The organism is Flaviflexus huanghaiensis (assembly GCF_014118685.1).
In the GTDB taxonomy this organism is placed as follows: domain Bacteria; phylum Actinomycetota; class Actinomycetes; order Actinomycetales; family Actinomycetaceae; genus Flaviflexus; species Flaviflexus huanghaiensis.
This window is the reverse complement of record NZ_JACFAK010000001.1, coordinates 364,627-385,849: the sequence shown is the minus strand read 5'-3', so window position 1 is coordinate 385,849 and position 21,223 is coordinate 364,627. Positions and strand designations below refer to the sequence as shown.

Below are 21,223 nucleotides of genomic sequence, written 5' to 3'. Positions count from 1 at the left end.
ACATACGGAGGGCCTTCCTCGGAGTGCTGGTTTCGCAACTCCCACTCAATCGCGGAAGGCCCTCTCTTCACGTCACAAGTCAGCGCGTGTCATCGCACTGCCTCAACCAACCTGTCCGGTCAGTACAGCTAGCTCCCGGCGTTGTCGCTCTCGGTGAGGTGGCACTGACCGGCGAGGTACGGCCCATTGTCGGACTTGAACAGCGGCTCGCAGAGGCGGTGCGGCTCGGTTTCACGAAAGCGCTCATCCCTGCCGGCTCCAAAGTCAAAATTCCCGACGGCCTCGCGGTCGCACCCGTCATCGATGTAGCGGCCGCAGTCAAGGAAGTCCTCCCCCTGTAACACCCGTCGGTCTCAACCGCGTGTCCGAATGCTACTCCGTCGGCTCCGGTGCCGGCTCAGTTCCGGGAGCAACTCCACCCGCTCCGGTCAGGACAAAGGAGTGCGTGAGCGCGGGAAAACTGGTCCCGTCTATGCTTCCCTCAACCACGTACGTTCCCGGTAGCGGTGCCGGTAGCCCTGCGTCACACGCTGTGTTGGAGCGGGCGCCGGACCATTCGACGTTAATCTGGGATGAGACACCTGGCCCGAACACATACAGGCGCGACGCGTCCCCGGATGGGCAGTGTGCCGATGACCAGACTTGGTCGTTGCCGGAGCTGACCTCGAGAACGAGATGCTCGCTACCCGCGTCAAGCGAACACGAGCGGTCGGAGACGTTCGTAACGACCAGCCCGAACGTCACGGGATAACCGGCGATGGTGTCAGTCTGGTTTAGCGCGACATTGAGCATGCCGGGCTCGCACGGGACGATCTCGTAGGACACGTCCTGCTCCTGCGCGATCATACGCTCCTCGCGCTGGGCGAGCTGGCCCCGTAGAAATACCGCGACGAAGAGAATGGAGGCGATGATGACAACGCCAACAACAACCGTCACGATGCTTCGGCGCCGCCGCGAACCGCGTCGGCCGAGTAACGCCAGGAGTGACACCTTCGTAGCCGTCATCGTTGCACTCTGCGGCTGACGTGCTTGCCGTGTATTCCTCTGTGAAGGAGGTGGCGTTGTCTTCTGCGTCCTTTTCTGGCCTCGGGACGCCTTCCCGGCCGGGCGGTCGGAAGTAGCCCGGCGCGCTTGGCCCGGCTCGTTCCGTTTTCTTGTGGGCGGCTCCGACCTGGCTGGTCGCTCGGCTGGCTGGCCACCGGTGGAGGGAGCGCTACGACGCGGCGGCACATCGTCACGAGGGAGCGTGCCGGGGATTGTCGGGCGCGGATGCGCGCGCGGGGTCGGCTCACCGCCGGGTGGCCGTCCCCGACCCCCGCCTCGCCGATCCTGCGAATCCTTCACACCCATAACCTAGACTCCCGGGCTCCGATCTGCAGGATTGCCACGCCCCTGTGGCACACTGAGCACGATGTTTGACGAGTTAATGGCCTGGTTCGATGAGCGGGGGCGGGACTTTCCCTGGCGGGTGCCAGGCACTCCACCCTGGCACATCCTTCTTTGCGAGGTTATGAGCCAACAGACTCCTATCGCCCGGGTGTTACCCGCCTGGATTGAGTGGACGGCGCGATGGCCGACGCCCGGCGATCTGGCCGCCGCAAACACGGACGATGTCCTGCGAGCCTGGCGCACTCTCGGATATCCCCGCCGTGCACTTCGCTTGAGAGAATGCGCTCAGGTCATCGTCGATGAGCACGGCGGCACCATGCCGGCAACGGAGGAGCAACTTCTCGCCCTACCAGGTGTCGGCCCCTACACGGCCGCAGCCGTTGTCGCATTCGGGTTTGGCGGCCGCTCGCTCGTCCTTGACACAAACATCCGCCGGGTCATCGCCCGACTCCACGGTGAAGCTCTACCTCCCCCGACCCTGACAAAAGGTGAGCGCGAACGAGCGTCGAGCATGTTACCCGCAGATCCTGAGGGCGCTGTCGCATGGAACGCGGGGGTGATGGAACTCGGAGCTCTTGTCTGTACTGCGCGAGCACCTCGCTGTTCGGACTGCCCAGTTTCCACCTGGTGCGAGTGGCGGGGCCATGGATATCCCGCGGACCGCTATGCGCACAGGCGGAGAGCTCAGGCCTTCGAAGGCACCGTGCGCCAGGCGCGGGGGAAGATCATGGCCGCCCTTCGGGACTCGGACTCCCCCGTCGACATCAGCGTGCTCCGGCAGGCTGACCCATCGCGAGTGGATGAGGCGCTCGCGGGGCTACTCGCCGACGGCCTGATCGCTCGCAACGGGGATCGCATAACTCTGCCGGGTAGCCTTATCTCATGACTCCCCTGTCGAACCACCGCGTCATCCTCTGGTCCACCGCCCTCGTCCTCCTTGGCCTGTTCCTCTCCGTCATCGGGCTGGCACTCCACGAGTTCACGCCAATCGACGACCGGAGCTGGGCACCCGCCATCACAGCCGTTGCCACCCTCGGGCTTACCCTAGGCGGCATCATCATCCTCACCCGAGGCAGGGACGACAACCTCCAGAACTTTGCGCGCCGCATGTGGAAGATAGTTGCCTACGCGACTGCGGGAGCTATCGTTCTCGCTGCCATCACTGCGGCAATCCTCATCGAGCCGGTCCTCGCCTTCATCATCGGACTCGTTGCCATCCAGGGGCCCGTCGGGGCATGGTTCCTTTCCGAGCAGTTCGCCAAGTGAAGGGTCAGACTTCGCTGATCGGGGCTTCTAGTTCCTTCAACATGCGAGTGTTGCCAAGACTGTTGGGCTTGACGCGCGCAAGCTCGAGAAATTCCGCCATGCCATCATCGTGCGACCGGAGCATCTCCGTGTAGACGTTCTCTCCGACGGGAGTTCCTTGGATCTCCTTGAAACCGAGGCGGGAAAAGAACGGCACCTCAAAGGTCAGGCAGAAAAGCCTCTTGAGCTCAAGGGACAGCGCCCGTGCCTCCAGCGCCCGGTAGAGCTCGACCCCAATTCCCATGCCCTGATAGTCGGGGTGGACAGCGAGCGTGCGGATCTCGCCGATGTCCTCCCACAGGATGTGGAGAGCGCCGCACCCGACCACCCGATCGTCGTCCACAGCGACGACAAACTCTTGGATGTCTTCGAAGTAGTCGATGAGGTCTTTGGCGATAAGTACGCGCCGCTCGGTGAACGGTTCGACGAGGCCAGCGATCCTTCGTGCATGCAACGGCAACGCGTGGCGGATGGCGATCATGCGTCCCGCCCACCCATACGAGAGGCCCGCTCTGCAGATTTGCGCTGGCCGTTGGCGAGGTCCAGGAGCTTCCAGGCGGCCCCTTCGTCGATGATGAGATCGGTGACGGCACCGGACATGAGGGCTCCGTGTAGCGGAAGCACTTTCGACGAGCCTGCAACAACGCAGATCCTCCGTGGAATCTTCCTGAGCTCCGCCGGAGTTGGGCCAGTCGCCCGCCGGTTCATCTCGATGTCGTCGTACGAGCCGTCGGGCCGGAGCAAGACGGTGCAGATGTCACCGACAACGCCCTCGGCCCGCAGGGTGGCGATGTCCTTCGGTGAGAGGTAGCCGCCCACGTAGACGTGAGAGGCGAGGGGCGAATTGAAGGAACCCACGCCGAAAACGGCGATGTCCGTGCTGCGCTGAAGCTCGCGAACGGCGGCCAGCGAACGTTCCCGCCACATCGCTTCCCGGGTTTCGGCGTAGTCGAAGAACGCTGGTACTGGGAAATGGCGTACTGTCGCACCGAAAGCCTTACCGAACGAATCGATGATCTGCCCCGCGTACGGAATCCCGGTCGTCGACGAATTTGCGGCGCCGTTGAGCTGGACGACCAACGAGCCCGGCGCGGGCCGGGGCGACAGGTGATCCGTGACCGCGGAGATCGTCGTCCCCCAAGCCACGCCGATCGTGTGGCCGGGCTGGACGAGGTCGGAGATGATCGCACCGGCAACCGTCGCGACCGAATCGAGCCTGCGCACATCAGTCGAAGTTGGAGAAACAGGTACGACGTGAGCGGTCACACCGAACACATCGGAGAGGCGTGCCGCGAGCGAGTCGGAGTTCTCGGTGGGCGGGTGGAGGCTAATGCGCACAAGCCCCTCATCGCGGGCTAAAGATATGAGTCTCGAGACCGTCGAACGCGACACCCCTAACCTGCGGGCAACGGTCTCCATGGTCTCACCCTGCACGTAGTGCAATACGGCCGCCTCGTAAGCAATCCTCCGCCGGTCCTCGGACACCTGATTCTCCTCGCTGCTGGCTGAGACTATGCTGCATCGCACGCCCTCCTCAGCTTACGACCTAGCCCTTCTACTTGGGCAACGTAACGCTGTTTCGCACCCTTTGAGCCGGACTGAGGTCGAACGACGTCACGTCGTTGCGACGAACATACCCTGTCATGCACGTACGTTCATATCCTATGCGATGTCTTGCATCCCCGCGACCCCCTTTCGCGTATGATGTGACCACACCCACCCGGGTGCGGGACGCAACGAGGCACCCGAGTGCTTTTGATGCGAGCGAATTAAGCCCCACGTAAACTAAACACGGCGGTGTGCCTGCACCGCCAGCGGAAGATCCATGGTCCTCCGCATGCATGAAAGGAACTCGTCAACGATGACCGAGAAGAAATACGTACTAGCTATTGACCAGGGAACCACCTCCTCCCGCGCAATCGTTTTCAACCATTCGGGTGAGATCGTCTCGGTGGGCCAGCTCGAGCACGAGCAGATCTTCCCGCGTCCGGGCTGGGTCGAGCACGACCCGATCGAGATCCGTGACAACATCCGTCAGGTGATCGGCAAGGCTTTGGGCGCGGCTGACATCAACCGCCATGAAGTCGCTGCTGTCGGTATCACCAACCAGCGCGAGACCGCTGTCGTGTGGGACAAGAACACCGGCCTTCCGGTCTACAACGCCATCGTCTGGCAGGACACTCGTACCGACAAGATCGTTCGCGAACTCGGTGGCGACGAAGGCGCGGAAAAATACAAGGATCTCGTCGGCCTCCCGCTGGCAACGTACTTCTCCGGCCCGAAGATCAAGTGGATCCTCGACAACGTTGAGGGCGCGCGCGAGAAGGCTGAGGCTGGCGACCTGCTGTTTGGCAACACCGACTCCTGGGTTCTGTGGAACCTGACGGGCGGCGTCGACGGCGGCGTTCACGTCACCGACGTGACCAACGCTTCGCGCACCATGCTCATGGACGTCCGCGAGCTCAAGTGGCACGAGGGCATCTGCGAGGACATGGGCATCCCGATGTCAATGCTCCCCGAGATCAAGTCCTCCTCCGAGGTCTACGGTTACGGCGCCAAGAACACGCTTATCATCGACACCCCAATCTCGGGTGTGCTCGGCGATCAGCAGGCGGCAACCTTCGGCCAGGCCTGCTTCGAGAAGGGCATGGCGAAGAACACCTACGGTACGGGCAACTTCATGCTCATCAACACCGGTCAGGAGGCCGTGAACTCGAAGAACGGCCTGCTCACCACCGTGTGCTACAAGATCGGCGATGCGCCGGCCGTGTACGCGCTCGAGGGTTCGATCGCCGTCACCGGTTCGCTCGTCCAGTGGCTACGCGACAACCTCAACATGATCTCCTCCGCACCGGAGATCGAGACCCTGGCTGAGACGGTCGAGGACAACGGCGGCGTGTATGTCGTCCCCGCATTCTCCGGCCTGTTCGCACCGTACTGGAAGGACGATGCTCGCGGCGCGATCGTTGGCCTCACCCGCTTCAACAACAAGGGCCACATCGCCCGCGCCGTCCTCGAAGCGACTGCCTTCCAGACCGCCGAGGTTCTCGAGGCTATGAACGCCGACTCCGGCGTTGACCTCGAGGAGCTTCGTGTCGACGGCGGCATGATCGCCAACGATGCGCTCATGCAGTTCCAGGCCGACATCCTTGGTGTCGACGTTGTTGCCCCCAAGGTTGCTGAGACCACCGCTCTCGGCGCCGCCTACGCAGCCGGCATCGCCGTCGGCTTCTGGGAGGGCGAGCAGGACGTCATCAACAACTGGCAGGAAGGCAAGCGCTGGACGCCGAACATGGATGAGAACGAGCGCGCACGCCAGATGCGTCTCTGGAAGAAGGCTGTCACGCGCACCTTCGACTGGGTTGACGAAGACGTGACCAACGCCTGATCTCGAAAACGCAGTCAGCTAGCTGACTCGGTGGGGCCCAAGCAGCAGTGCTTGGGCCCCAATCTGTTGCCGGTGTCTCGGCCCGCTTCTCAGCTAGGCGTTTGTTCTTCACCCTTTCGACGAGACTCTCGACCGTCCAGGTAGCAAAGCGATCCTTCTTCATTGTTCAGCTGCCGAGCAGGGCGAGTCGCACTCGGTCATGCCCTCCAACGCGGGCGTCCTCTGTATGCGCCCCGGGGATCGTGACGAGTTCGAGCCCGGCCTCGCTGTGACTCGTTTCGGCACTGGCCTCGCCGACCGGCCGCAATCTTCACGTCAGCAGTCGTCGACCACCATCGAGGGGTCGCGAGGACGCGAAGAGCTCGGTGGCCGAGAACTCGACCGACGATAAAACCCCGAGTACAGGTTCGTGGAGATCAGGGTCACGGCGCGCTCGTTTGAAGGAGTGCGATGATAGGGACGACTCAAACCTAGGAGACTCTGTGGCCCGGAACGCCGTGTGGGATGGATATATCTTCGACCTCGACGGGACTCTCACCCCGGCAGGAGCTGACGCCGATAGCGACGTGCTCGAAGCCCTGCACCGCCTCCATTCATCAGGCGCGTCGATCATTATCGCAACTGGACGGACACTCAATGCGGGTGTCGCGGTCCTCGACGGCGCCGGGGTTCCCGGATTCGTCATCGCCTCGAACGGCGGCATCATCACCCGCGAGCCCGGAGGGGAGATTCTGCGCCGTAGCGTCATGCCCGACAAGATGATCGCCGAACTCGTTCAGATTGGACGTAGGCCCGGCATCGAGATCGCCCTGTTCCGGACGCACGATCTCGTGATGGAGCGTCCCGGTCGGGCCGCAGATCACACGAGGAACGGCAATTCACAAGTACCCATCAGCTTTGAGCCGATCGACGAAGCCGATTGGTCTGACGTTCTCAAAGTCATGTATTGGGCGGAGCCAGACACCATGGCAGAGCATCTCCCTCACATGACGGCGCTACAGCCAGGAATCGTCCAATCGATGGAGACGGTGGCCGAGATGTCGACGCCCGGTGCGGCGAAAGAGGACGCTCTCGAGTGGCTCGCTGGCTCCCTCCGGTTCAATCTGCGACGCTGCCTCGGCATCGGAGATTCGGGCAACGATCTAGCCTGGCTTCCTCTTGTCGGCCACTCGGTCGCCCCCGACAATGCCACGTCAGAAATCAAAGCGGCGGTTGATGAGGTCATCGGCTCCCAGGAGTCGGGCGCGGTCGTCCGCTATATCGACGAGCTGGCGCGCGAACGGAACCGAGCGGCCAGCTGAATGGCGCTGCTCGGCAAGGACATGGTGTGGTCCCGCTCGTTGAGCGGGACCACACCATCATGACCATAATCAGAGCGTGTCAAGTACCTTCTGAGTGCCGGACAGTCCGAGGCGGCTGGCGCCAGCCTCAATGAGCTCCGTCGCGAACTTGCCGTCGCGGATGCCGCCGGATGCCTTGACTCCGATGTCGGGGCCGACAGTCTCGCGCATGAGCTTGACCGCCGCCACTGAGGCACCGCCAGCCTTGTGGTAGCCGGTCGAGGTCTTAACGTAGTCAGCGTTCGCTGCGACAGCCGCCTTGCAGACGGCGACGATCTCATCATCAGTCAGCGCTGCAGATTCGATGATGACCTTGAGGAGAACGTTCGGCGCCGCATCGCGCACCGCCTGGATCTCCCGGCGGGTGTACTCGACGTCGCCCTCCTTTGCCTTGCCGACGTTAATGACCATGTCGATCTCGTCGATCCCCGCGTCGCTGAGCTCCTTTGCCTCGGCCGCCTTGACGGTCGCGCTGTGGGCTCCCGATGGGAATCCACAGACCGCTGCAACCTTGACGGTTGTCTCCCTGGGGAGAGGTATCTGGGTTGGTGACACACACACCGAGAACGTGCCGAGCCTTTCCGCTTCGTCGAGCAGAGCCAGGACGTCCTCCTTCGTGGCCTCGGGTGCGAGAAGGGTGTGATCGACGATGTCGACAACTTCCTGAGGGTTCATAATTTCTCCGATTTCGGCGGCCGCTCGGCCGCATCAACTTGGTGTATTCAGATTGCCACGAATGGCGTAGTCATGGGAGCCAGCCACGAAGGTGATCGGCGGTCTTCAACGTGGCGGACTGCGTGTCAGTTGACGGATAGTGCTGGCCCGTGAGGCAGAAACAGCACTTTCGAAGAGTGGATCGTCCGCTCATACATGGCCCGGATCGTGTCCGCGACCTTCTCGAGAGGCTCTTCGTGGGTGATCATGAACTCCCACTTGAGGTTACCGTTCGCCATGTGGTCCAGCGTCGTCGTCCACTCCGAGCCGGGGAACGGGGCGCTGAAGGAGTTCCAGGATCCGCGGACACTGATCTCCAGCCTCATGAGACGAGCCCAATTCGGAGCCGAAATCTCAACCGGGGCGTTGGGAATGCCGATGAGAGTGACGTCGGCATGACGGGCGGCGATTCCGACGGATTGATCGGCGACTGCTGGGACACCAGTGGTCTCGATGACGACATCGAAGCCAGCTCCGACGATGCGATCCAACTCCTCCGGCGACGATACTGCGGAAGTCGCACCTGCCTCGAGTGCGAGTTGCGACTTCTCCTCCGACACGTCGACGGAGACAATCTCGGTCGCGCCCATAATCCGGGCCCACTGGATCGAAAAAAGCCCGATCGGTCCGCCGCCTCCCATGACAGCAACCCTCGAGCCCGCCGTGAGCTTCGTCCGCCAGATTGCGTGAAGGGCGATAGCCGCCGGATCGACCATCGCTGCCGCCCGAGCATCAAGGCCCGCGGGGACTTTGAGAAGGAGATTCGCCGGGCCTGCTACATATTCGGCGTAGGCACCGTCGCGGCGCGAGCCGTAGTAGTCGTAGTTCTCGCACAGCGAGTAGTGCCCCTGCAGGCAGGGCTCGCACTCGAAGCACGGAAGCATTGGAGGTGCGGTCACAAGGTCACCGATCGCGAAGCCGTCGACGCCCTCTCCGATCTCGTCAATGTAGGCAGAGAACTCGTGCCCTGTGACGAGCGGGAGCCTGTGCGGACCCTTCTTGTACATCCGGTCGAGGTCTGAGCCGCAAACGCCGCAGGCGGCGACCTTCATGACGACTTCGCCGGGGCGTGCGGTGGGTTTCTCAATCTCTTCAAGACGAATGTCCCCCACCCCGTGCATCACGACGGCCTTCATTGTAGCCATGCTTCCTCCTCAAGCTGATCGACGCGTACCCCTCCACGCTACGCCGCCCGCCCGGTCCCAACAACGCGATCGCGCGGCCGGGCGCTAATCCTGTCATGCGACAATGTCCCTCACGCGCCAAAAGCGAACTCGGTCAGATACAGTCGTAAAATGGCTGAGAGATTAAACGGTTCCCTGCCCGACAACATTGACGACATCAACGTCGCAGTCTTTGACATTGACGGGACGTTGGCGGCAGAAAACTCGCATGTCTCCGACCGAACAATCGAGGCGCTGCGGCAATTGAGTGATGCTGGAGTCCATGTTGTCCTCGCGTCAGGCCGGATTGCGCCCGCCATGCGCAAGCTCTTTGCCCGCATGGAGCGGGACGGCTTCATCATCGGTTGCAATGGCGCCATCACCGTCCACACGGATCATGATCATGTCATTGGTTCTCACCCCCTTGAGGACGACATGTACGGCACCGTCATCGACTTCGGTCGCGCAGAGAATCTCGAGACAGTCGTCTTCGGAGTGGAAGATCTTTTCACGGAGGACGACGGCAGTGCGCGCCAGTTGCTCCAAGGACCGAACGAAGGTCTGGTGCCGGTGCTCACTGACCTCGATTCGCTCGATCCGGAGAATCGTCTCAAGGTCATGTACTACGTCGATCCCGAGCGGGAGCCCGGGATCGTCGACCGTCTCCGCGAGCGCTTCCCGAGCACTGTCAAGACCCTCCCGGAGTTCTATGAGCTCACTCATGAAGACGTCGACAAGTGGACGGGCTTGCAGCCGATACTCGATGAGCTCGGGGCTAGCCCTGACACAACCCTCGGCGTTGGGGATTCCGAAAATGATCTTTCCTGGCTCCCGAACGTCGGCATTTCCATCGCCATGGGCAACGCCTACTCGTCGGTCAAAGACGCGTGCGATTACGAGATTGGCACCAATGATGACGATGCTGTGGCCGATCTCGCGTTGCGATGGGCTACGCATAGGAACTGATTGGACGTGGTGGGCGCGAAATGGCGAGCCTGAGCCGATAGAGCCGGCCACATACGCGCGGACGTTTCGACGCTAGGCTCGCCGCCCCATCGCCATTTCTCGAGCTGGCGAGCTGTTTCACCGGCCCTGGCTGCAACCGTTGGATATGGTCGTGTCATGCCTACTTGGATAGACGATTCCCTGCCTGACAACATCGCCGATTTCCGAGCAGCGGTTTTCGATGTCGACGGCACCCTCGCCCGGGACGATTCACAGATCTCGGATCGCACCATCGCAGCACTCACCCGGCTCGCTGACACGGGCGTCGACATCATCATTGCAACGGGGCGCACCGCCCCGGCCGCCGTTTCCATCCTCCATGAGGTCGGTGCATCTGGCTATGCAATCGCGTGCAACGGCGCCATCACCGTTCACACGGACCGTGATGAGGCGGTCTCGACCATGCCGATCCGGGACGCGGTCTTCGACGCCGCGGTTGATTACTGCCGTTCGGTCGACGTTCAGGTCGCAATCTTTACTCCAACTGCGCTCTACTGTGACCGTAAGGCGGAGGCCTGGCACTTCCTCCACGGGTCCAACGAGGGCATGATCCCGCACGTGGCAGATCCGACAACGGTGCCGCCGCGCGACCGTCTCAAGTTCATGATCTACGTGAGTCACGAGCAGGACGAGACTGTCGGCCCCGAGCTCCGCACGAGGTTCCCGGAGGTCATGAAAACACTACCTGAGTACTACGAGATCAACGAACCTGGGGTCGACAAGTGGGTTGGCGTCAAGGCCGCTCTCGAAGACCTTCGGATCGACCCGGGTGAGGCGCTTGGCATGGGTGACTCGGAAAACGACCTATCGTGGTTGCCGCGGATCGGAATGCCCATTGCGATGGGCAATGCGTTCGATTCCGTCGTAGCCGAATGCTCGTACCAAATCGGCAGTAGCGAAGACGATCGCGCGGCCGCATTCATTGAGCGGTGGGCGGAGTTCCGCATATCGAGCGGCCTTATCGAGCCCATCGACAATATCGCGTGAACAGACTTTGTGGCCCCGGCGCTTCGCCGAGGCCACGTGCTGTCACGACCCGAAGCTGAACTGGAGCTTCATGCGGTCGCCCCGCATGAGTAGCTTCGTGCATTCAAAGACGTTACCGTTCGCGTCGGTCAGGACGTCGCGCAAGAGGAGGAGCGGGTCGCCTGGCTCGCAGTGGAGAAGCGCAGCCTCTTCGTCCCCCGCGACGAGCACCTCGAGGGTCTCGTCCGTCCGGCTCGCCGTGAGCGAGTACTCGGTACTCAGCACCTCGCAGAGCTGCCTGTCAACGACATCGTGGACGTCAATGTCCGGCGCGAGGGCCGGGTTGATCCATGACTGGTGAAGCGTAACCGGTTCGCCCTCGAGGAGCCGCCTTCGTGTGATCTGGTGAGCGAGACCCCGCGGGCCCAGCCCGAAGAAACCTCGCACTCGCTCCGGAGCATGCTCCAGCCCGGAGCTGATGAGCTCAGTCTCCGTCTTGAATCCGCGTGCTTCGAGTTGCTCGCGAATTCCCTGATAGGCCGGTGACTGTGCGACGATCTTCTTCTCGGACACAAACGTGCCCTTGCCGGGCACCCTGTGGAGAAGACCTTCATCCGCAAGCAGGTTAAGCACGCCGCGGACCGTCATACGTGAGACACCAAATTCCTTTTGGAGGTCAGATTCTGATGGGATGCGCTGACCTGCTGTCCACTCCCCGCTCTCCAGCATGCGCCGAAGCACATCCTCTATCTGAGCGTAAAGCGGCACTGCCGAATCTCGATCCAATACGTCTTTCATCTTGTCCTCATCCAAGCCAGGTGTGGGGCCGGTCGTCACAGGTTCTGCATTGTACGCAGTCCCGTACAACATTCCACTAGACTACCGCTTTTGCGCAATCCTGTTGATCGCGTCGATGATCCCACCCCGGTCGAGCCCGTTTCGCTCAAGGAGATCGTCGTAGGTGCTCGATGGTTGGTTTTCTTGGGCGACAGCGATCTTGTGGAGACGGCCCGCGCCCGCAGTGCTGAGCACGTCCGCGACGCGGCTCCCGAGACCGCCGAACTCGTAGTGCTCCTCGACAGTGACGACCACGCCCGTCTTTCGGGCCGATTCGAGGACGATCTCGTTATCGAGCGGGGTGACGGTCGGCATGGAGATGAGCTCGACGTCGAGCCCGCCTGCACGTAGCTGCGCGACGGCCTCCCGCACGACGACGGTCGTGTATCCGGTCGTGATGACCGTAAGGTCATCACCCCGACTTTCGTAGTAGCCCTTGCCGATTGTGAAATCCCGTTCATCGCCTTCGGGGATGGGTCCGGCGCCGATCCGCATGTAGACAGGTCCGTCGTGCTCCAGCATCGCCCGGCATGCTGCCCTCATCTCCCCCGCGTCACTAGGGGCGAGCACAGTAACTCCCGGGATCGAGCCGACAAGGGCGTAGTCCTCTAGCGAGTGGTGTGTCGATCCGAGCTCCGAGTAGGTGAAGCCGCCGTTGCGGCCAACGATCTTGACGTTCTGGGCCATATAGCCGACGTCGTTCCTAAAAAATTCAAAGTTGCGCGATGTGACAAAAGGTGCGATCGCGCAGAGCACCGGAATTGCCCCTGTCGTCGCGAGTCCGGCGGCGATACCGGTCGCGGCCTGTTCGGCAATACCGACCTCAAAGTAGCGGTCGGGATTCGATGCTGCGAACTCTCCGAAGCCTGAGCTCTTGCCTGAGTCGGTGGAGAGGACAACCACTTCGCTCATCGTCTCCGCCAGCGCGGAGATCGCAGCCCCGAATGTCTTCCTCGGATCTACTGTCTGTTGCTCCATGACGTCTCCTATCGCTCCGTCAGGTGCTCGGACACGGCGGCGATCGCCGCGTCGAGCTCGTCCCTGTTCGGCTTCCAGTAGTGGGAGGCCACCGTGCCTTCTATAGCTGGAAGGCCGGCCCCCTTGATTGTCCGCATGATGATGGCGGTGGGCACGCCACCTCTCGGTACACCGGTGAGTGCATCGTGCAGCGCCGCGTGGTTGTGTCCATCAACCTCGACCGTGCGCCATCCGAAAGCGTCGAACTTCGCGGCGATATTCTCCATGTCCATAACCTCGGCCGTGGTCCCGCTGATCTGCATGCCATTGACGTCCACGAGAGCCGTCAGCGTGTCGAGATCATAGTGGGCGGCGATCGCGGCCCCCTCCCAGTTGGAACCTTCGGCGAGTTCTCCGTCACCGAGCATGACGTAGACCTTGGCGTCGCTACTGCGACGCCTCAGTCCGAGCGCCATTCCGCTACCGAGGGCGAGACCATGGCCGAGTGCACCGGTGTTGCCTTCGATGCCGGGCAGCTTGTGCATGTCAGGGTGGCCACCGAGGGCGGTATTTTCTCTCCCGTAGGTATCGAGCAGTTCCTTGTCGAAGAACCCGCGCTCCGCGAGAACCGCATACTGTGCGAGAGCTTTGTGTCCAGCCGACAGGAGGAACCTGTCGCGATCGGGATCGTCGGGTCGCTGCGAATCGACGTTGAGGACGCTGTCATAGAGGACCGCAACGGCGTCAATGCAACTCATGGCGCCGCCGACGTGGCCCGCAGGCGTAGCCTCTAACATTCTCAAGACATTGAGGCGAGCGCGCGTCGCAAGCTCCCTCGAGCCGGTCCCGATCGGCTCCTTCACCATATCTGCAGACATTCTTCGATTCCCTTCATGCGGTCTCGGCTCATTCAATCAGTCCTGTCTAGGCCAGTCAATACAAGACTGTACAAGTAGGTGGGTAAAAGAACGAAGACACCGCGATAAAGGAGCCTAAATCGATTACTTGTGCGCCGAAAACCGGCCCCACCTGCGTCCTGCAACCTCCAAATCGCAGTACGTACGCTACGCTGACATCATCTAGACATGAACATACGAGCTGCAAGGAATGTAGCTCGTCTGCGGAGGGATGATCCATGGACAACGACGTCTGGTTCCAGCGCACGGAGGATGTCGAGCTCATCCACGCGACATACGTGATGACAGCTGCTGAGGTAGGCACGGCAGTAGGCGCAGCGAAGAAGCTGGCCGTAGGCCAGACCACGGGGACGTGGGTTGACGTACCCGGGGTGACCGAGCGCATGCGGAAGGAACATGAAGGCCGCGTTATCCGCGTTATCGAGATTCCGGGCGTCGACGTGGCACAGCCAGACGGGACGCGACCTCAGTACGTCCTCATGACGATCGGTGTTCCCGCCGCCAACGTCGGTGGGGATATCCCGACCTTGCTGACCACCGTGCTCGGCAACGATGCATCGACGTCGGTTCTCGCCAAGCTCGTCGAGCTCCAATTGCCGAGGTCTTTCCACGAGACAGCTGGCGGCCCGAAGTTTGGGCTGGTCGGCATGCGCGAGATGATCGGCGTGACCGATCGCCCGCTGCTGCTCAGCATGATCAAGCCCTGCATCGGCATGACGATCGAGGCATCTGCGGAGGTCTTCCGTGAGACGGCCATGGGCGGCGCCGACATCATTAAGGACGACGAGGTTCTCACGCACACAACGAACTCGACACCGGTGGAGCGAGTTCGCGCATTCAAGGTCGAGGCGGACCGGGTTTTCGAGGAGACCGGGCGCCGCGTCCCCTACGCGGTCAACATCACGGGGCGACCCGATCGAATGTTGGCCGACGCCAGGGCCTGCGTCGATGAGGGCGCTACGGCTCTCATGATCAACTACGCAGCCACTGGGTACGGGGCGGTTCAAATGATCCGCGACGCTGTCGACGTTCCCATTCTCGGCCACTTCGCGGGCTCCGGACCGTTCATCGAAAGCCCTGCATCCGGCATGGTCGGTGCAATCGCAACAGGCCAGCTACCCCGCGTCGCGGGAGCCGACATGGCGATGATCCTCACCCCCTGGGGCGGATACCCGCTGTCAGAACACACGTACCGCCAGACGGTGAGCGCGCTTCGCGCCCCCGTCCCTGGACTCCAGGCGACGTTGCCGCTTATCGGGGGCGGCGTTCACCCAGGCATGGTCGAGAGGTACGTCGGTGACCTCGGATACGACATCGCACTCTCCCCCGGTGGCGGCGTCCACGGTCATCCCGACGGGTCACGGGCCGGCGCCGCAGCCATGCGGCAGGCGATCGACGCCGTGGTCGCTGGTCGTCCGGTCGTCGATGCTGCGGCGGAACATGATGAACTGAGTCGAGCTCTCGACGCATTTGGCACGGGCCAATAGCGGACAATGAGAATGGGCCGGTCCTATGACCGGCCCATTCTCATTCACTTCCCCGTGACGTAGTCAGCCGAGGGACCGACTTAGCTCTCACGCCCCCAACCAAAGGAACACGTGAGCGCACGCTTCCAGCCGGCGTACATTTCCTCACGCTGGTCTTCGGAGATCTGGGGCTCGAACACTCGATCAACCGTCCACAGGCTCTCGACCTCATCGAATCCGCCAAGAAGGCCGGTCCCCATGCCCGCGAGCCATGCTGCGCCGAGTGCTGTCGCTTCGGTGTCGCGCGGACGCAGAACTGGGATTCCGAGGACGTCGGCCTGGAGCTGGCAAAGCATGTTGTTGCTGACCGCTCCGCCGTCGACTCGGAGTTCTGGGATCTGAATATCCTTGTCGGCCTTCGTCGCGTCGACGAGGTCGCGGGTCTGGTACGCCATCGACTCCACCGCTGCCCGGATGATCTGGAGGCGCGTGGTCGCGTTCGACATGCCGACGATGTTCGCACGGGCGTAGGGATCCCAGTGCGGGGCAGCGAGGCCCGTGAATGCCGGGACGAGGTAGACACCCTGCGTCGAGGCGACCTGACCGCCGTACCATTCGGAGTCTGTCGCGTGGTGGATGATCTTGAGATCGTCGCGTAGCCACTGCATCGTCTTGCCCATGGAGAAAACGACACCCTCGATGTCGTACGTCGTCTCCCCGCGCACTTTCCACGCTGTCGAGGCCGTGACTCCGTCGACAAGCTTCGGAGTGTGGCCCGCGTTCTGGACAAGAACGCCGGCCGTACCGTACGTCATCTTTGTCTGTCCCTGCGAGAAGCAGGCCTGGCCGAAGAGGCTCGCCTGCTGGTCGCCGATGACTGAGCCAATGGGGACATTGCTACCGAACGTTGCCGACAGGTCACCGAAATCGCCGTCAGACGGTTGAATCTCGGCAAGGAGCTTCCGCGGGATCCCGTAAGCGGCGAGTAGCTCGTCGTCCCAGTCGCCCTTGTGGATGTTGAACATCTGCGTGCGGGCTGCATTCGAGACATCGGTGACGAAGCGTTTGCGGCCCGTCAAGTTCCAGATCAACCACGAGTCGATCGTGCCCGCCATGAGTTCACCGCGCTCCGCGCGTTCGCGGGCGCCGGAGATGTGGTCGAGAATCCACGCGATCTTCGACGCAGTGTAGTAAGCGTCTGAGATGAGGCCGGTCTTTTCGCGAATGATGGGGTCGAGGCCCTGCTCGCGCCACTTCTCGATAACGGAGTTCGACTGGCGCGAGGCCCACACGATCGCGTTGTAGATCGGTTCGCCGGTCTCCCGATCCCACACGACGCCCGTCTCACGCTGGTTCGTGATCGAGACGGTGTGGAGATCTGCCGGATGTACGCCATTGTTCCGCAGGGCCGCGCGCATGGTTTCGAGCTGCGCGGCCATGATCTCCTCAGGGTCATGCTCGATCCACCCAGCCTGCGGGTAGTGTTGCGTAATCTCCTTCTGCGCGATGTCGACAATGCTGAACTTGTCGTTGAGGAGGAGCGTGCGGACGCTCGTCGTGCCGCTATCAATCGCTAAAATGTGTTTTGACATTAGTATTTCCCTCGCCTTTGAGTTTGAAAAACAACCATCCCCAGTTGGTAGAGTGGCCGCCTGTGCAGTGGGACACAAAATCGTCTTGCACAACCATGAGTATACTTGTATAGTCCTGTTATGTCCCGACCAATTGTCTAGTCCGGACGATACACGATTGCCCACTGCTTTGTAACGGGGTTTCTGGGCGCAACCCATTTTTCCCCCACGACGAGGAGAGGCGCGACGATGACGACCGATGCCGCGAACGAGATTGCTCAGGGCACTGAGCTTCTCGACAAGGTTCTCGAGCGCACACCAACAACGCGGGTCGTCAGCTTCGGATATGACACTGCACTGAACCTCGGTGCGCTGATCCGCGAGCACCACGGCCCTCGCTCGGTCGTCTGCGTTGCAGACGAGACAACGTGGGCCGCCGCCGGTGACAGGGTGGGGCAAAGTCTGTCCTCACTCGACCAGGTCAACCGCATTATCCTTCCTGCACGACCCAGGCCATATGCCAACATCGACCTTGTCCACCAGGTTCGCGACGCGCTGGCGCAGACGCCAGGCGCATTGCCGATCGCGGTTGGTTCAGGCACGATCAACGACGCCGTCAAGCTCGCCGCAGCCGAGCTGGAGACGCCGTACTGGGTTGTGGGTTCTGCCCCGTCAATGGATGGCTACACCGCCGCTGGCGCCTCCATCTCCAAAGATGGCTTTAAACAAAACTTGGCGTGCGCCGCTCCATACGGCGTCATCATGGACCTTCACATCCTCAAGACAGCCCCTCAGATCATGTGGGCCTCGGGCTTCGGTGACATGATCGGCAAGATCTCGGCGATCGCCGACTGGCGCATCGCCGACGTCGTTGGCGTCGAACCGGTCGACCCATGGGTGCGAGAGCTTGCCGAGCGGTCGGCGCTCAACGCGCTGTCCGACCCGTCCGGTGTCGGCGCCCGTGCCGAATCGGCGCTACCCTCACTAACGGTCGGTCTTCTCATGTCAGGCCTGTCGATCCAGGCCTACAACTCCTCGCGCCCCGGCTCGGGCGCCGAGCACATGTTCAGCCACCTGTGGGAGATGGAGCACGTCGGGCTTGATTTCGACCCGCCGCTCTCCCATGGCGCAAAGGTCGGCATCGGCTCGGTTGCCGTCGCCGCACTCTACGATGAGCTGCTCCAGCTCGATCTCACGGCGATGAACATCCCGGAGCGCGTATCGCACTGGCCTTCAATTGAAGAGGCCCTTGAGCGGGTCGACGCGTTACACAGCACCGAGGCGCTACGAAACGTCGCCGCCTCACAGCTTCCGAAGAAACACCCAGAACCTCATGAGCTCGAGCGTCGCCTGCGGGCGGCTGTGGCGGCCTGGCCGTCGCTGCGTGCAGAACTTCGCCGCCTCATGAAGCCAGCGGATGAGATTCGCGATAGCCTCGTGAAAGCGGGGGCGCATCATCATCCGCACCAGGTCGGTCTCAATAAGGACCGGATCAGAGTCGATTATCTGCGCCTACGTTCGACGCGAGAGCGGTACACGAGCTTCGATCTCGCAGAAGAGACGGGCGTTCTGCCCGACATCGTTTCGACGATGTTCGGACCCGGCGGAATCTGGAATGAATGGCCTGATGAGATCCGCTGATCACACAATCAACCCACTTATTCCACCTACCTCGATGAAGAGAAATGGAAGATTATGACACGACTTCTGAACAACCCAGACAACTTCCCCGTCGAGTCTGCCGAGGGCTTCCTCCTCGCGAATAAACGGCATGTCCGCGGCCTGTACGGCGGAGCCGTGCGCGCCACTAAGACACCGGAGGGCAAGGTTGCTCTCGTCATCGGCGGCGGCACCGGTCACTACCCTGCCTTCGCCGGCTGGGTCGGCCACGGCATGGCCGACGGTGTCGTCATGGGTAACATCTTCTCCTCCCCCTCAGCGGCCCAGGCCGTATCTGTCGCGAAGGCCGCTGAACGCGGCGGCGGCGTCCTCATCGCCTTTGGCAACTACGCTGGCGACGTCCTCCATTTCGGAGATGCTGCGGCACAGCTGAGCGCCCAGGGCATCCCTGCGCGAGCGGTTGTCACGACCGATGACATCGCGTCCGCCAGCCCCGAAGAAAAGGAAAAGCGCCGCGGCATCGCCGGTTGGGTTCCGGTCTTCAAAGTCACCGGTGCGGCCGCTGAGCGCGGTATGGACCTCGACGACGTCGAACGCGTCTTCCACAAGGCCAATGACCGGACACGTACGCTCGGCGTCGCATTCTCGGGATGTACGCTCCCCGGCGACACGGAGCCTCTGTTCACTGTGCCCGAGGGCAAGATGGCTATCGGCCTTGGCGTGCACGGCGAGCCCGGCATCGCTGAAGTCGATTTCGGTACGGCCGATGAGGTCGCGAAGGTCCTTGTCGAGCGCCTGCTCGACGAGCGTCCCGACGGTGCTGACAACCGCGTTATCGCACTTCTCAACGGACTCGGCACAGCCAAGTACGAAGAGATGTTCGTGACCTTCCGGGCGATCCACAAACTCCTCGAAGAGGCGGGCCTGGAGATCGTCGACGGCGAGGTTGGCGAGTTTGCGACATCGCTCGACATGTCTGGCGTCTCGCTCACCCTCCACTGGCCGGACGATGAGCTACTTGAGCTCTGGAACGACCCGGTTGACACGCCGACGCTTCGCCGAGGCACCGTTGACCCCGGCGACCTGCGCGATGACATTCACACCCTCTCTCAGGATCCAACGCGAATCACCGTCACCGAGGAAGGATCGGCAGAGTCCCGCGCGCTTGCCGAGAAGATTGCTGACACCCTCGACCGGGTAGCGGCGATGCTGCGCGAGAAGATGAGTGAACTCGGCAAGCTCGACTCGTACGCCGGCGACGGCGATCATGGCACTGGCATGCAGCGCGGTTCGGAGAACGCAGCGGTAGCAGCTCGGAAACTCCTCGGCGATGGTGCCGGCGCTGGCACACTGCTTGCCGGAGCGGGCGAAGCCTGGTCAGCGACAGCGGGCGGCACGTCCGGAGCGCTCTGGGGTGTCATCCTCGGCGCCGCTGGCCAGGGCATCGGCGACGCCGACGTCCCCTCGGCCGAAAAGGTCGCGGGTATCGTCGACGACGTCTCGACAACCCTCCAGCAGGTGGGTGGCGCGGAAGAGGGCGACAAGACGATGCTCGATGCGCTCCTTCCTTTCTCGCGGGCTCTGAAGGACCTCATCAGCGGCGGAGGCAGTCTCTCCGAGAACTGGAACAAGGCAGCCACTGTCGCGGCGGGCGCAGCCCAGCAGACGGCAGACCTGTCTCCGAAGATCGGACGTGCGCGTCCTCTCGCGGAGAAGTCGGTCGGCCATGCCGATCCCGGCGCCGTTTCGCTCGCGTACGTCCTCGCCACGATTGGAGATGATCTGTAGTGACCCTGCCGAGGAAGCTTGCGGGCTTCAGCTCGAAGGCCTATCAGTCCATCGAGGACTCACAACGCTGGTCGGAGGTGGTCAGCGAGTCACTCTCCGACGGTCGTGGCGAAGGGCATTATGTCTGTGTCCCTCACCCAGTCCTTCCCCTCATGATCTCGTGGCTCGAGGGCACGGGAATGGATGTCGGCGTCCAGGACCTCTCTCGGTTCGGGCCTGGCCCGCACACGGGTGATGTCACGGCTGAGGTTCTTGCCGAGCTTGGCTGCCGGTACGTCATGCTCGGACATCCGGAGCGACGGCGGGACTATGGTGAGACGTGGGACATCGTCGCTGAGAAGGCGGCTCGAGCCTCGGAGAACGGGATCGTTCCCATCATCATCGTTGGTGATCAACATCGTGACGATGATGTTCGTGCAGTCTGCTCCGAGCAGCTTGGCTACATCCTCGGCGCGGTGGCCCCGGAGGCCGATCTCATGATCGCCTACGAACCCGCCTGGGCGATCGGTGCGGCAGACGCGGCGCCGCCGGAGCACATCGTTGGCTCCGTGGCGACGATCCGCGACCTGCTGTCGGATCGGCCGGGAGATTCCCGGATTGTCTACGGCGGCAGTGCGAAGTCGGGAACGTACACCGACATCGTCTCCGCTGGCGCGGAGCACCCTGACGGAATCCCCGACGGAGTGTTCCTCGGCAGAGCTGGTCTCGACCCGCACGCCTTCCTCTCCAGCGTCGACGAAGTCGAAAGAGCGCGACGCTGAATCACAGGCTGTGGGCTGCGGAATGTCCGTAGCCCA

The 21,223-nt window shown here is 62.3% G+C and carries 20 protein-coding genes; 11 read left to right on the top strand and 9 right to left on the bottom strand.

The window, feature by feature from the left end; genetic code table 11:
• A partial coding sequence (locus tag H7E91_RS01675) for a S16 family serine protease (RefSeq protein ID WP_338401700.1) occupies window positions 1–341 on the top strand: 341 nt, incomplete at its 5' end.
• Between the two features lie 31 nt (window positions 342–372).
• Here H7E91_RS01675 and H7E91_RS01670 read toward each other — a convergent pair.
• Window positions 373–1,005, bottom strand: coding sequence for a hypothetical protein (locus H7E91_RS01670; protein ID WP_182353313.1), 633 nt, complete (start codon window positions 1,003–1,005; stop codon window positions 373–375).
• Between the two features lie 406 nt (window positions 1,006–1,411).
• Between H7E91_RS01670 and H7E91_RS01665 the strand changes: the two genes are divergently transcribed.
• Both H7E91_RS01665 and H7E91_RS01660 read left to right on the top strand, forming a co-directional pair.
• A complete protein-coding gene (locus tag H7E91_RS01665) occupies window positions 1,412–2,275 on the top strand; it encodes an A/G-specific adenine glycosylase (protein ID WP_182353312.1) in 864 nt (287 codons plus the stop codon).
• Window positions 2,272–2,655: a hypothetical protein gene (locus H7E91_RS01660; protein WP_182353311.1), complete on the top strand. Its 384-nt coding sequence runs from the start codon at window positions 2,272–2,274 to the stop codon at window positions 2,653–2,655. Before H7E91_RS01665 ends, H7E91_RS01660 begins: the two co-directional genes overlap by 4 nt.
• Before the next feature lie 4 nt (window positions 2,656–2,659).
• Here H7E91_RS01660 and H7E91_RS01655 read toward each other — a convergent pair whose 3' ends face one another.
• Both H7E91_RS01655 and H7E91_RS01650 read right to left on the bottom strand, forming a co-directional pair.
• Window positions 2,660–3,175, bottom strand: coding sequence for an amino-acid N-acetyltransferase (locus tag H7E91_RS01655; RefSeq protein WP_182353310.1), 516 nt, complete (start codon window positions 3,173–3,175; stop codon window positions 2,660–2,662).
• On the bottom strand, window positions 3,172–4,179 hold the full coding sequence (locus tag H7E91_RS01650) for a sugar-binding transcriptional regulator (protein WP_479682475.1): 1,008 nt from the start codon (window positions 4,177–4,179) through the stop codon (window positions 3,172–3,174). Before H7E91_RS01650 ends, H7E91_RS01655 begins: the two co-directional genes overlap by 4 nt.
• Before the next feature lie 376 nt (window positions 4,180–4,555).
• On the opposite strand from H7E91_RS01650, the gene glpK (H7E91_RS01645) reads away from it, so the two are divergent.
• Window positions 4,556–6,082 (top strand): glycerol kinase GlpK, encoded by a 1,527-nt coding sequence (gene glpK / locus H7E91_RS01645; protein WP_206680318.1) that lies wholly within the window; start codon window positions 4,556–4,558, stop codon window positions 6,080–6,082.
• Between the two features lie 482 nt (window positions 6,083–6,564).
• A complete protein-coding gene (locus H7E91_RS01640) occupies window positions 6,565–7,383 on the top strand; it encodes an HAD-IIB family hydrolase (RefSeq protein ID WP_182353308.1) in 819 nt (272 codons plus the stop codon).
• Window positions 7,384–7,452: 69 nt separating this feature from the next.
• Here H7E91_RS01640 and deoC read toward each other — a convergent pair whose 3' ends face one another.
• Together deoC and H7E91_RS01630 are read right to left on the bottom strand one after the other, a co-directional pair.
• Window positions 7,453–8,097, bottom strand: coding sequence for a deoxyribose-phosphate aldolase (gene deoC / locus H7E91_RS01635; RefSeq protein WP_182353307.1), 645 nt, complete (start codon window positions 8,095–8,097; stop codon window positions 7,453–7,455).
• A gap of 125 nt (window positions 8,098–8,222) precedes the next feature.
• The gene (locus H7E91_RS01630) at window positions 8,223–9,281 is read right to left on the bottom strand and encodes a galactitol-1-phosphate 5-dehydrogenase (RefSeq protein ID WP_182353306.1); all 1,059 of its coding nucleotides are present in this window, start codon (window positions 9,279–9,281) and stop codon (window positions 8,223–8,225) included.
• A 150-nt stretch (window positions 9,282–9,431) separates the two neighbouring features.
• Here H7E91_RS01630 and H7E91_RS01625 point away from each other — a divergent pair, with 150 nt between their 5' ends.
• Together H7E91_RS01625 and H7E91_RS01620 are read left to right on the top strand one after the other, a co-directional pair.
• Complete coding sequence (locus H7E91_RS01625; protein ID WP_182353305.1) at window positions 9,432–10,265, top strand: HAD family hydrolase; 834 nt, start codon at window positions 9,432–9,434, stop codon at window positions 10,263–10,265.
• A gap of 156 nt (window positions 10,266–10,421) precedes the next feature.
• Window positions 10,422–11,291 (top strand): HAD family hydrolase, encoded by an 870-nt coding sequence (locus H7E91_RS01620; protein WP_182353304.1) that lies wholly within the window; start codon window positions 10,422–10,424, stop codon window positions 11,289–11,291.
• A gap of 42 nt (window positions 11,292–11,333) precedes the next feature.
• On the opposite strand, the gene H7E91_RS01615 is transcribed toward H7E91_RS01620, so the two are convergent.
• From H7E91_RS01615 to H7E91_RS01605, 3 genes are all read right to left on the bottom strand, one after another.
• Window positions 11,334–12,068 carry a GntR family transcriptional regulator gene (locus tag H7E91_RS01615; protein ID WP_182353303.1) on the bottom strand — a complete coding sequence of 245 codons (735 nt, stop codon included), beginning with the start codon at window positions 12,066–12,068 and terminating at the stop codon, window positions 11,334–11,336.
• Between the two features lie 81 nt (window positions 12,069–12,149).
• The gene (locus tag H7E91_RS01610) at window positions 12,150–13,085 is read right to left on the bottom strand and encodes a transketolase family protein (RefSeq protein WP_182353302.1); all 936 of its coding nucleotides are present in this window, start codon (window positions 13,083–13,085) and stop codon (window positions 12,150–12,152) included.
• Window positions 13,086–13,093: 8 nt separating this feature from the next.
• Complete coding sequence (locus tag H7E91_RS01605) at window positions 13,094–13,942, bottom strand: transketolase (protein WP_206680317.1); 849 nt, start codon at window positions 13,940–13,942, stop codon at window positions 13,094–13,096.
• Between the two features lie 257 nt (window positions 13,943–14,199).
• Between H7E91_RS01605 and H7E91_RS01600 the strand changes: the two genes are divergently transcribed.
• The gene (locus H7E91_RS01600) at window positions 14,200–15,468 is read left to right on the top strand and encodes a RuBisCO large subunit C-terminal-like domain-containing protein (protein WP_182353301.1); all 1,269 of its coding nucleotides are present in this window, start codon (window positions 14,200–14,202) and stop codon (window positions 15,466–15,468) included.
• Between the two features lie 80 nt (window positions 15,469–15,548).
• Here H7E91_RS01600 and glpK (H7E91_RS01595) read toward each other — a convergent pair whose 3' ends face one another.
• Window positions 15,549–17,039, bottom strand: a complete 1,491-nt coding sequence (gene glpK, locus H7E91_RS01595; RefSeq protein WP_182353300.1) for a glycerol kinase GlpK — start codon at window positions 17,037–17,039, stop codon at window positions 15,549–15,551.
• A gap of 228 nt (window positions 17,040–17,267) precedes the next feature.
• Between glpK (H7E91_RS01595) and H7E91_RS01590 the strand changes: the two genes are divergently transcribed.
• The 3 genes from H7E91_RS01590 to H7E91_RS01580 are packed head-to-tail and all read left to right on the top strand — an operon-like array spanning window position 17,268 to window position 21,187.
• Window positions 17,268–18,659 (top strand): sn-glycerol-1-phosphate dehydrogenase, encoded by a 1,392-nt coding sequence (locus tag H7E91_RS01590; RefSeq protein ID WP_182353299.1) that lies wholly within the window; start codon window positions 17,268–17,270, stop codon window positions 18,657–18,659.
• 54 nt (window positions 18,660–18,713) lie between these two features.
• A complete protein-coding gene (locus H7E91_RS01585; protein WP_182353298.1) occupies window positions 18,714–20,426 on the top strand; it encodes a dihydroxyacetone kinase family protein in 1,713 nt (570 codons plus the stop codon).
• On the top strand, window positions 20,426–21,187 hold the full coding sequence (locus H7E91_RS01580; protein ID WP_182353297.1) for a triose-phosphate isomerase: 762 nt from the start codon (window positions 20,426–20,428) through the stop codon (window positions 21,185–21,187). Before H7E91_RS01585 ends, H7E91_RS01580 begins: the two co-directional genes overlap by 1 nt.
• Window positions 21,188–21,223: the final 36 nt, after the last annotated feature.

Bases quoted from the DNA above. Each gene is read 5' to 3' on its own strand.
- H7E91_RS01670 (WP_182353313.1), bottom strand. From the start codon at position 1,005: ATGACGGCTACGAAGGTGTCACTCCTGGCGTTACTCGGCCGACGCGGT.
- H7E91_RS01665 (WP_182353312.1), top strand. From the start codon at position 1,412: ATGTTTGACGAGTTAATGGCCTGGTTCGATGAGCGGGGGCGGGACTTT.
- H7E91_RS01660 (WP_182353311.1), top strand. From the start codon at position 2,272: ATGACTCCCCTGTCGAACCACCGCGTCATCCTCTGGTCCACCGCCCTC.
- H7E91_RS01655 (WP_182353310.1), bottom strand. From the start codon at position 3,175: ATGATCGCCATCCGCCACGCGTTGCCGTTGCATGCACGAAGGATCGCT.
- glpK (WP_206680318.1), top strand. From the start codon at position 4,556: ATGACCGAGAAGAAATACGTACTAGCTATTGACCAGGGAACCACCTCC.
- deoC (WP_182353307.1), bottom strand. From the start codon at position 8,097: ATGAACCCTCAGGAAGTTGTCGACATCGTCGATCACACCCTTCTCGCA.
- H7E91_RS01630 (WP_182353306.1), bottom strand. From the start codon at position 9,281: ATGGCTACAATGAAGGCCGTCGTGATGCACGGGGTGGGGGACATTCGT.
- H7E91_RS01625 (WP_182353305.1), top strand. From the start codon at position 9,432: ATGGCTGAGAGATTAAACGGTTCCCTGCCCGACAACATTGACGACATC.
- H7E91_RS01620 (WP_182353304.1), top strand. From the start codon at position 10,422: ATGCCTACTTGGATAGACGATTCCCTGCCTGACAACATCGCCGATTTC.
- H7E91_RS01615 (WP_182353303.1), bottom strand. From the start codon at position 12,068: ATGAAAGACGTATTGGATCGAGATTCGGCAGTGCCGCTTTACGCTCAG.
- H7E91_RS01610 (WP_182353302.1), bottom strand. From the start codon at position 13,085: ATGGAGCAACAGACAGTAGATCCGAGGAAGACATTCGGGGCTGCGATC.
- H7E91_RS01605 (WP_206680317.1), bottom strand. From the start codon at position 13,942: ATGTCTGCAGATATGGTGAAGGAGCCGATCGGGACCGGCTCGAGGGAG.
- H7E91_RS01600 (WP_182353301.1), top strand. From the start codon at position 14,200: ATGGACAACGACGTCTGGTTCCAGCGCACGGAGGATGTCGAGCTCATC.
- glpK (WP_182353300.1), bottom strand. From the start codon at position 17,039: ATGTCAAAACACATTTTAGCGATTGATAGCGGCACGACGAGCGTCCGC.
- H7E91_RS01590 (WP_182353299.1), top strand. From the start codon at position 17,268: ATGACGACCGATGCCGCGAACGAGATTGCTCAGGGCACTGAGCTTCTC.
- H7E91_RS01585 (WP_182353298.1), top strand. From the start codon at position 18,714: ATGACACGACTTCTGAACAACCCAGACAACTTCCCCGTCGAGTCTGCC.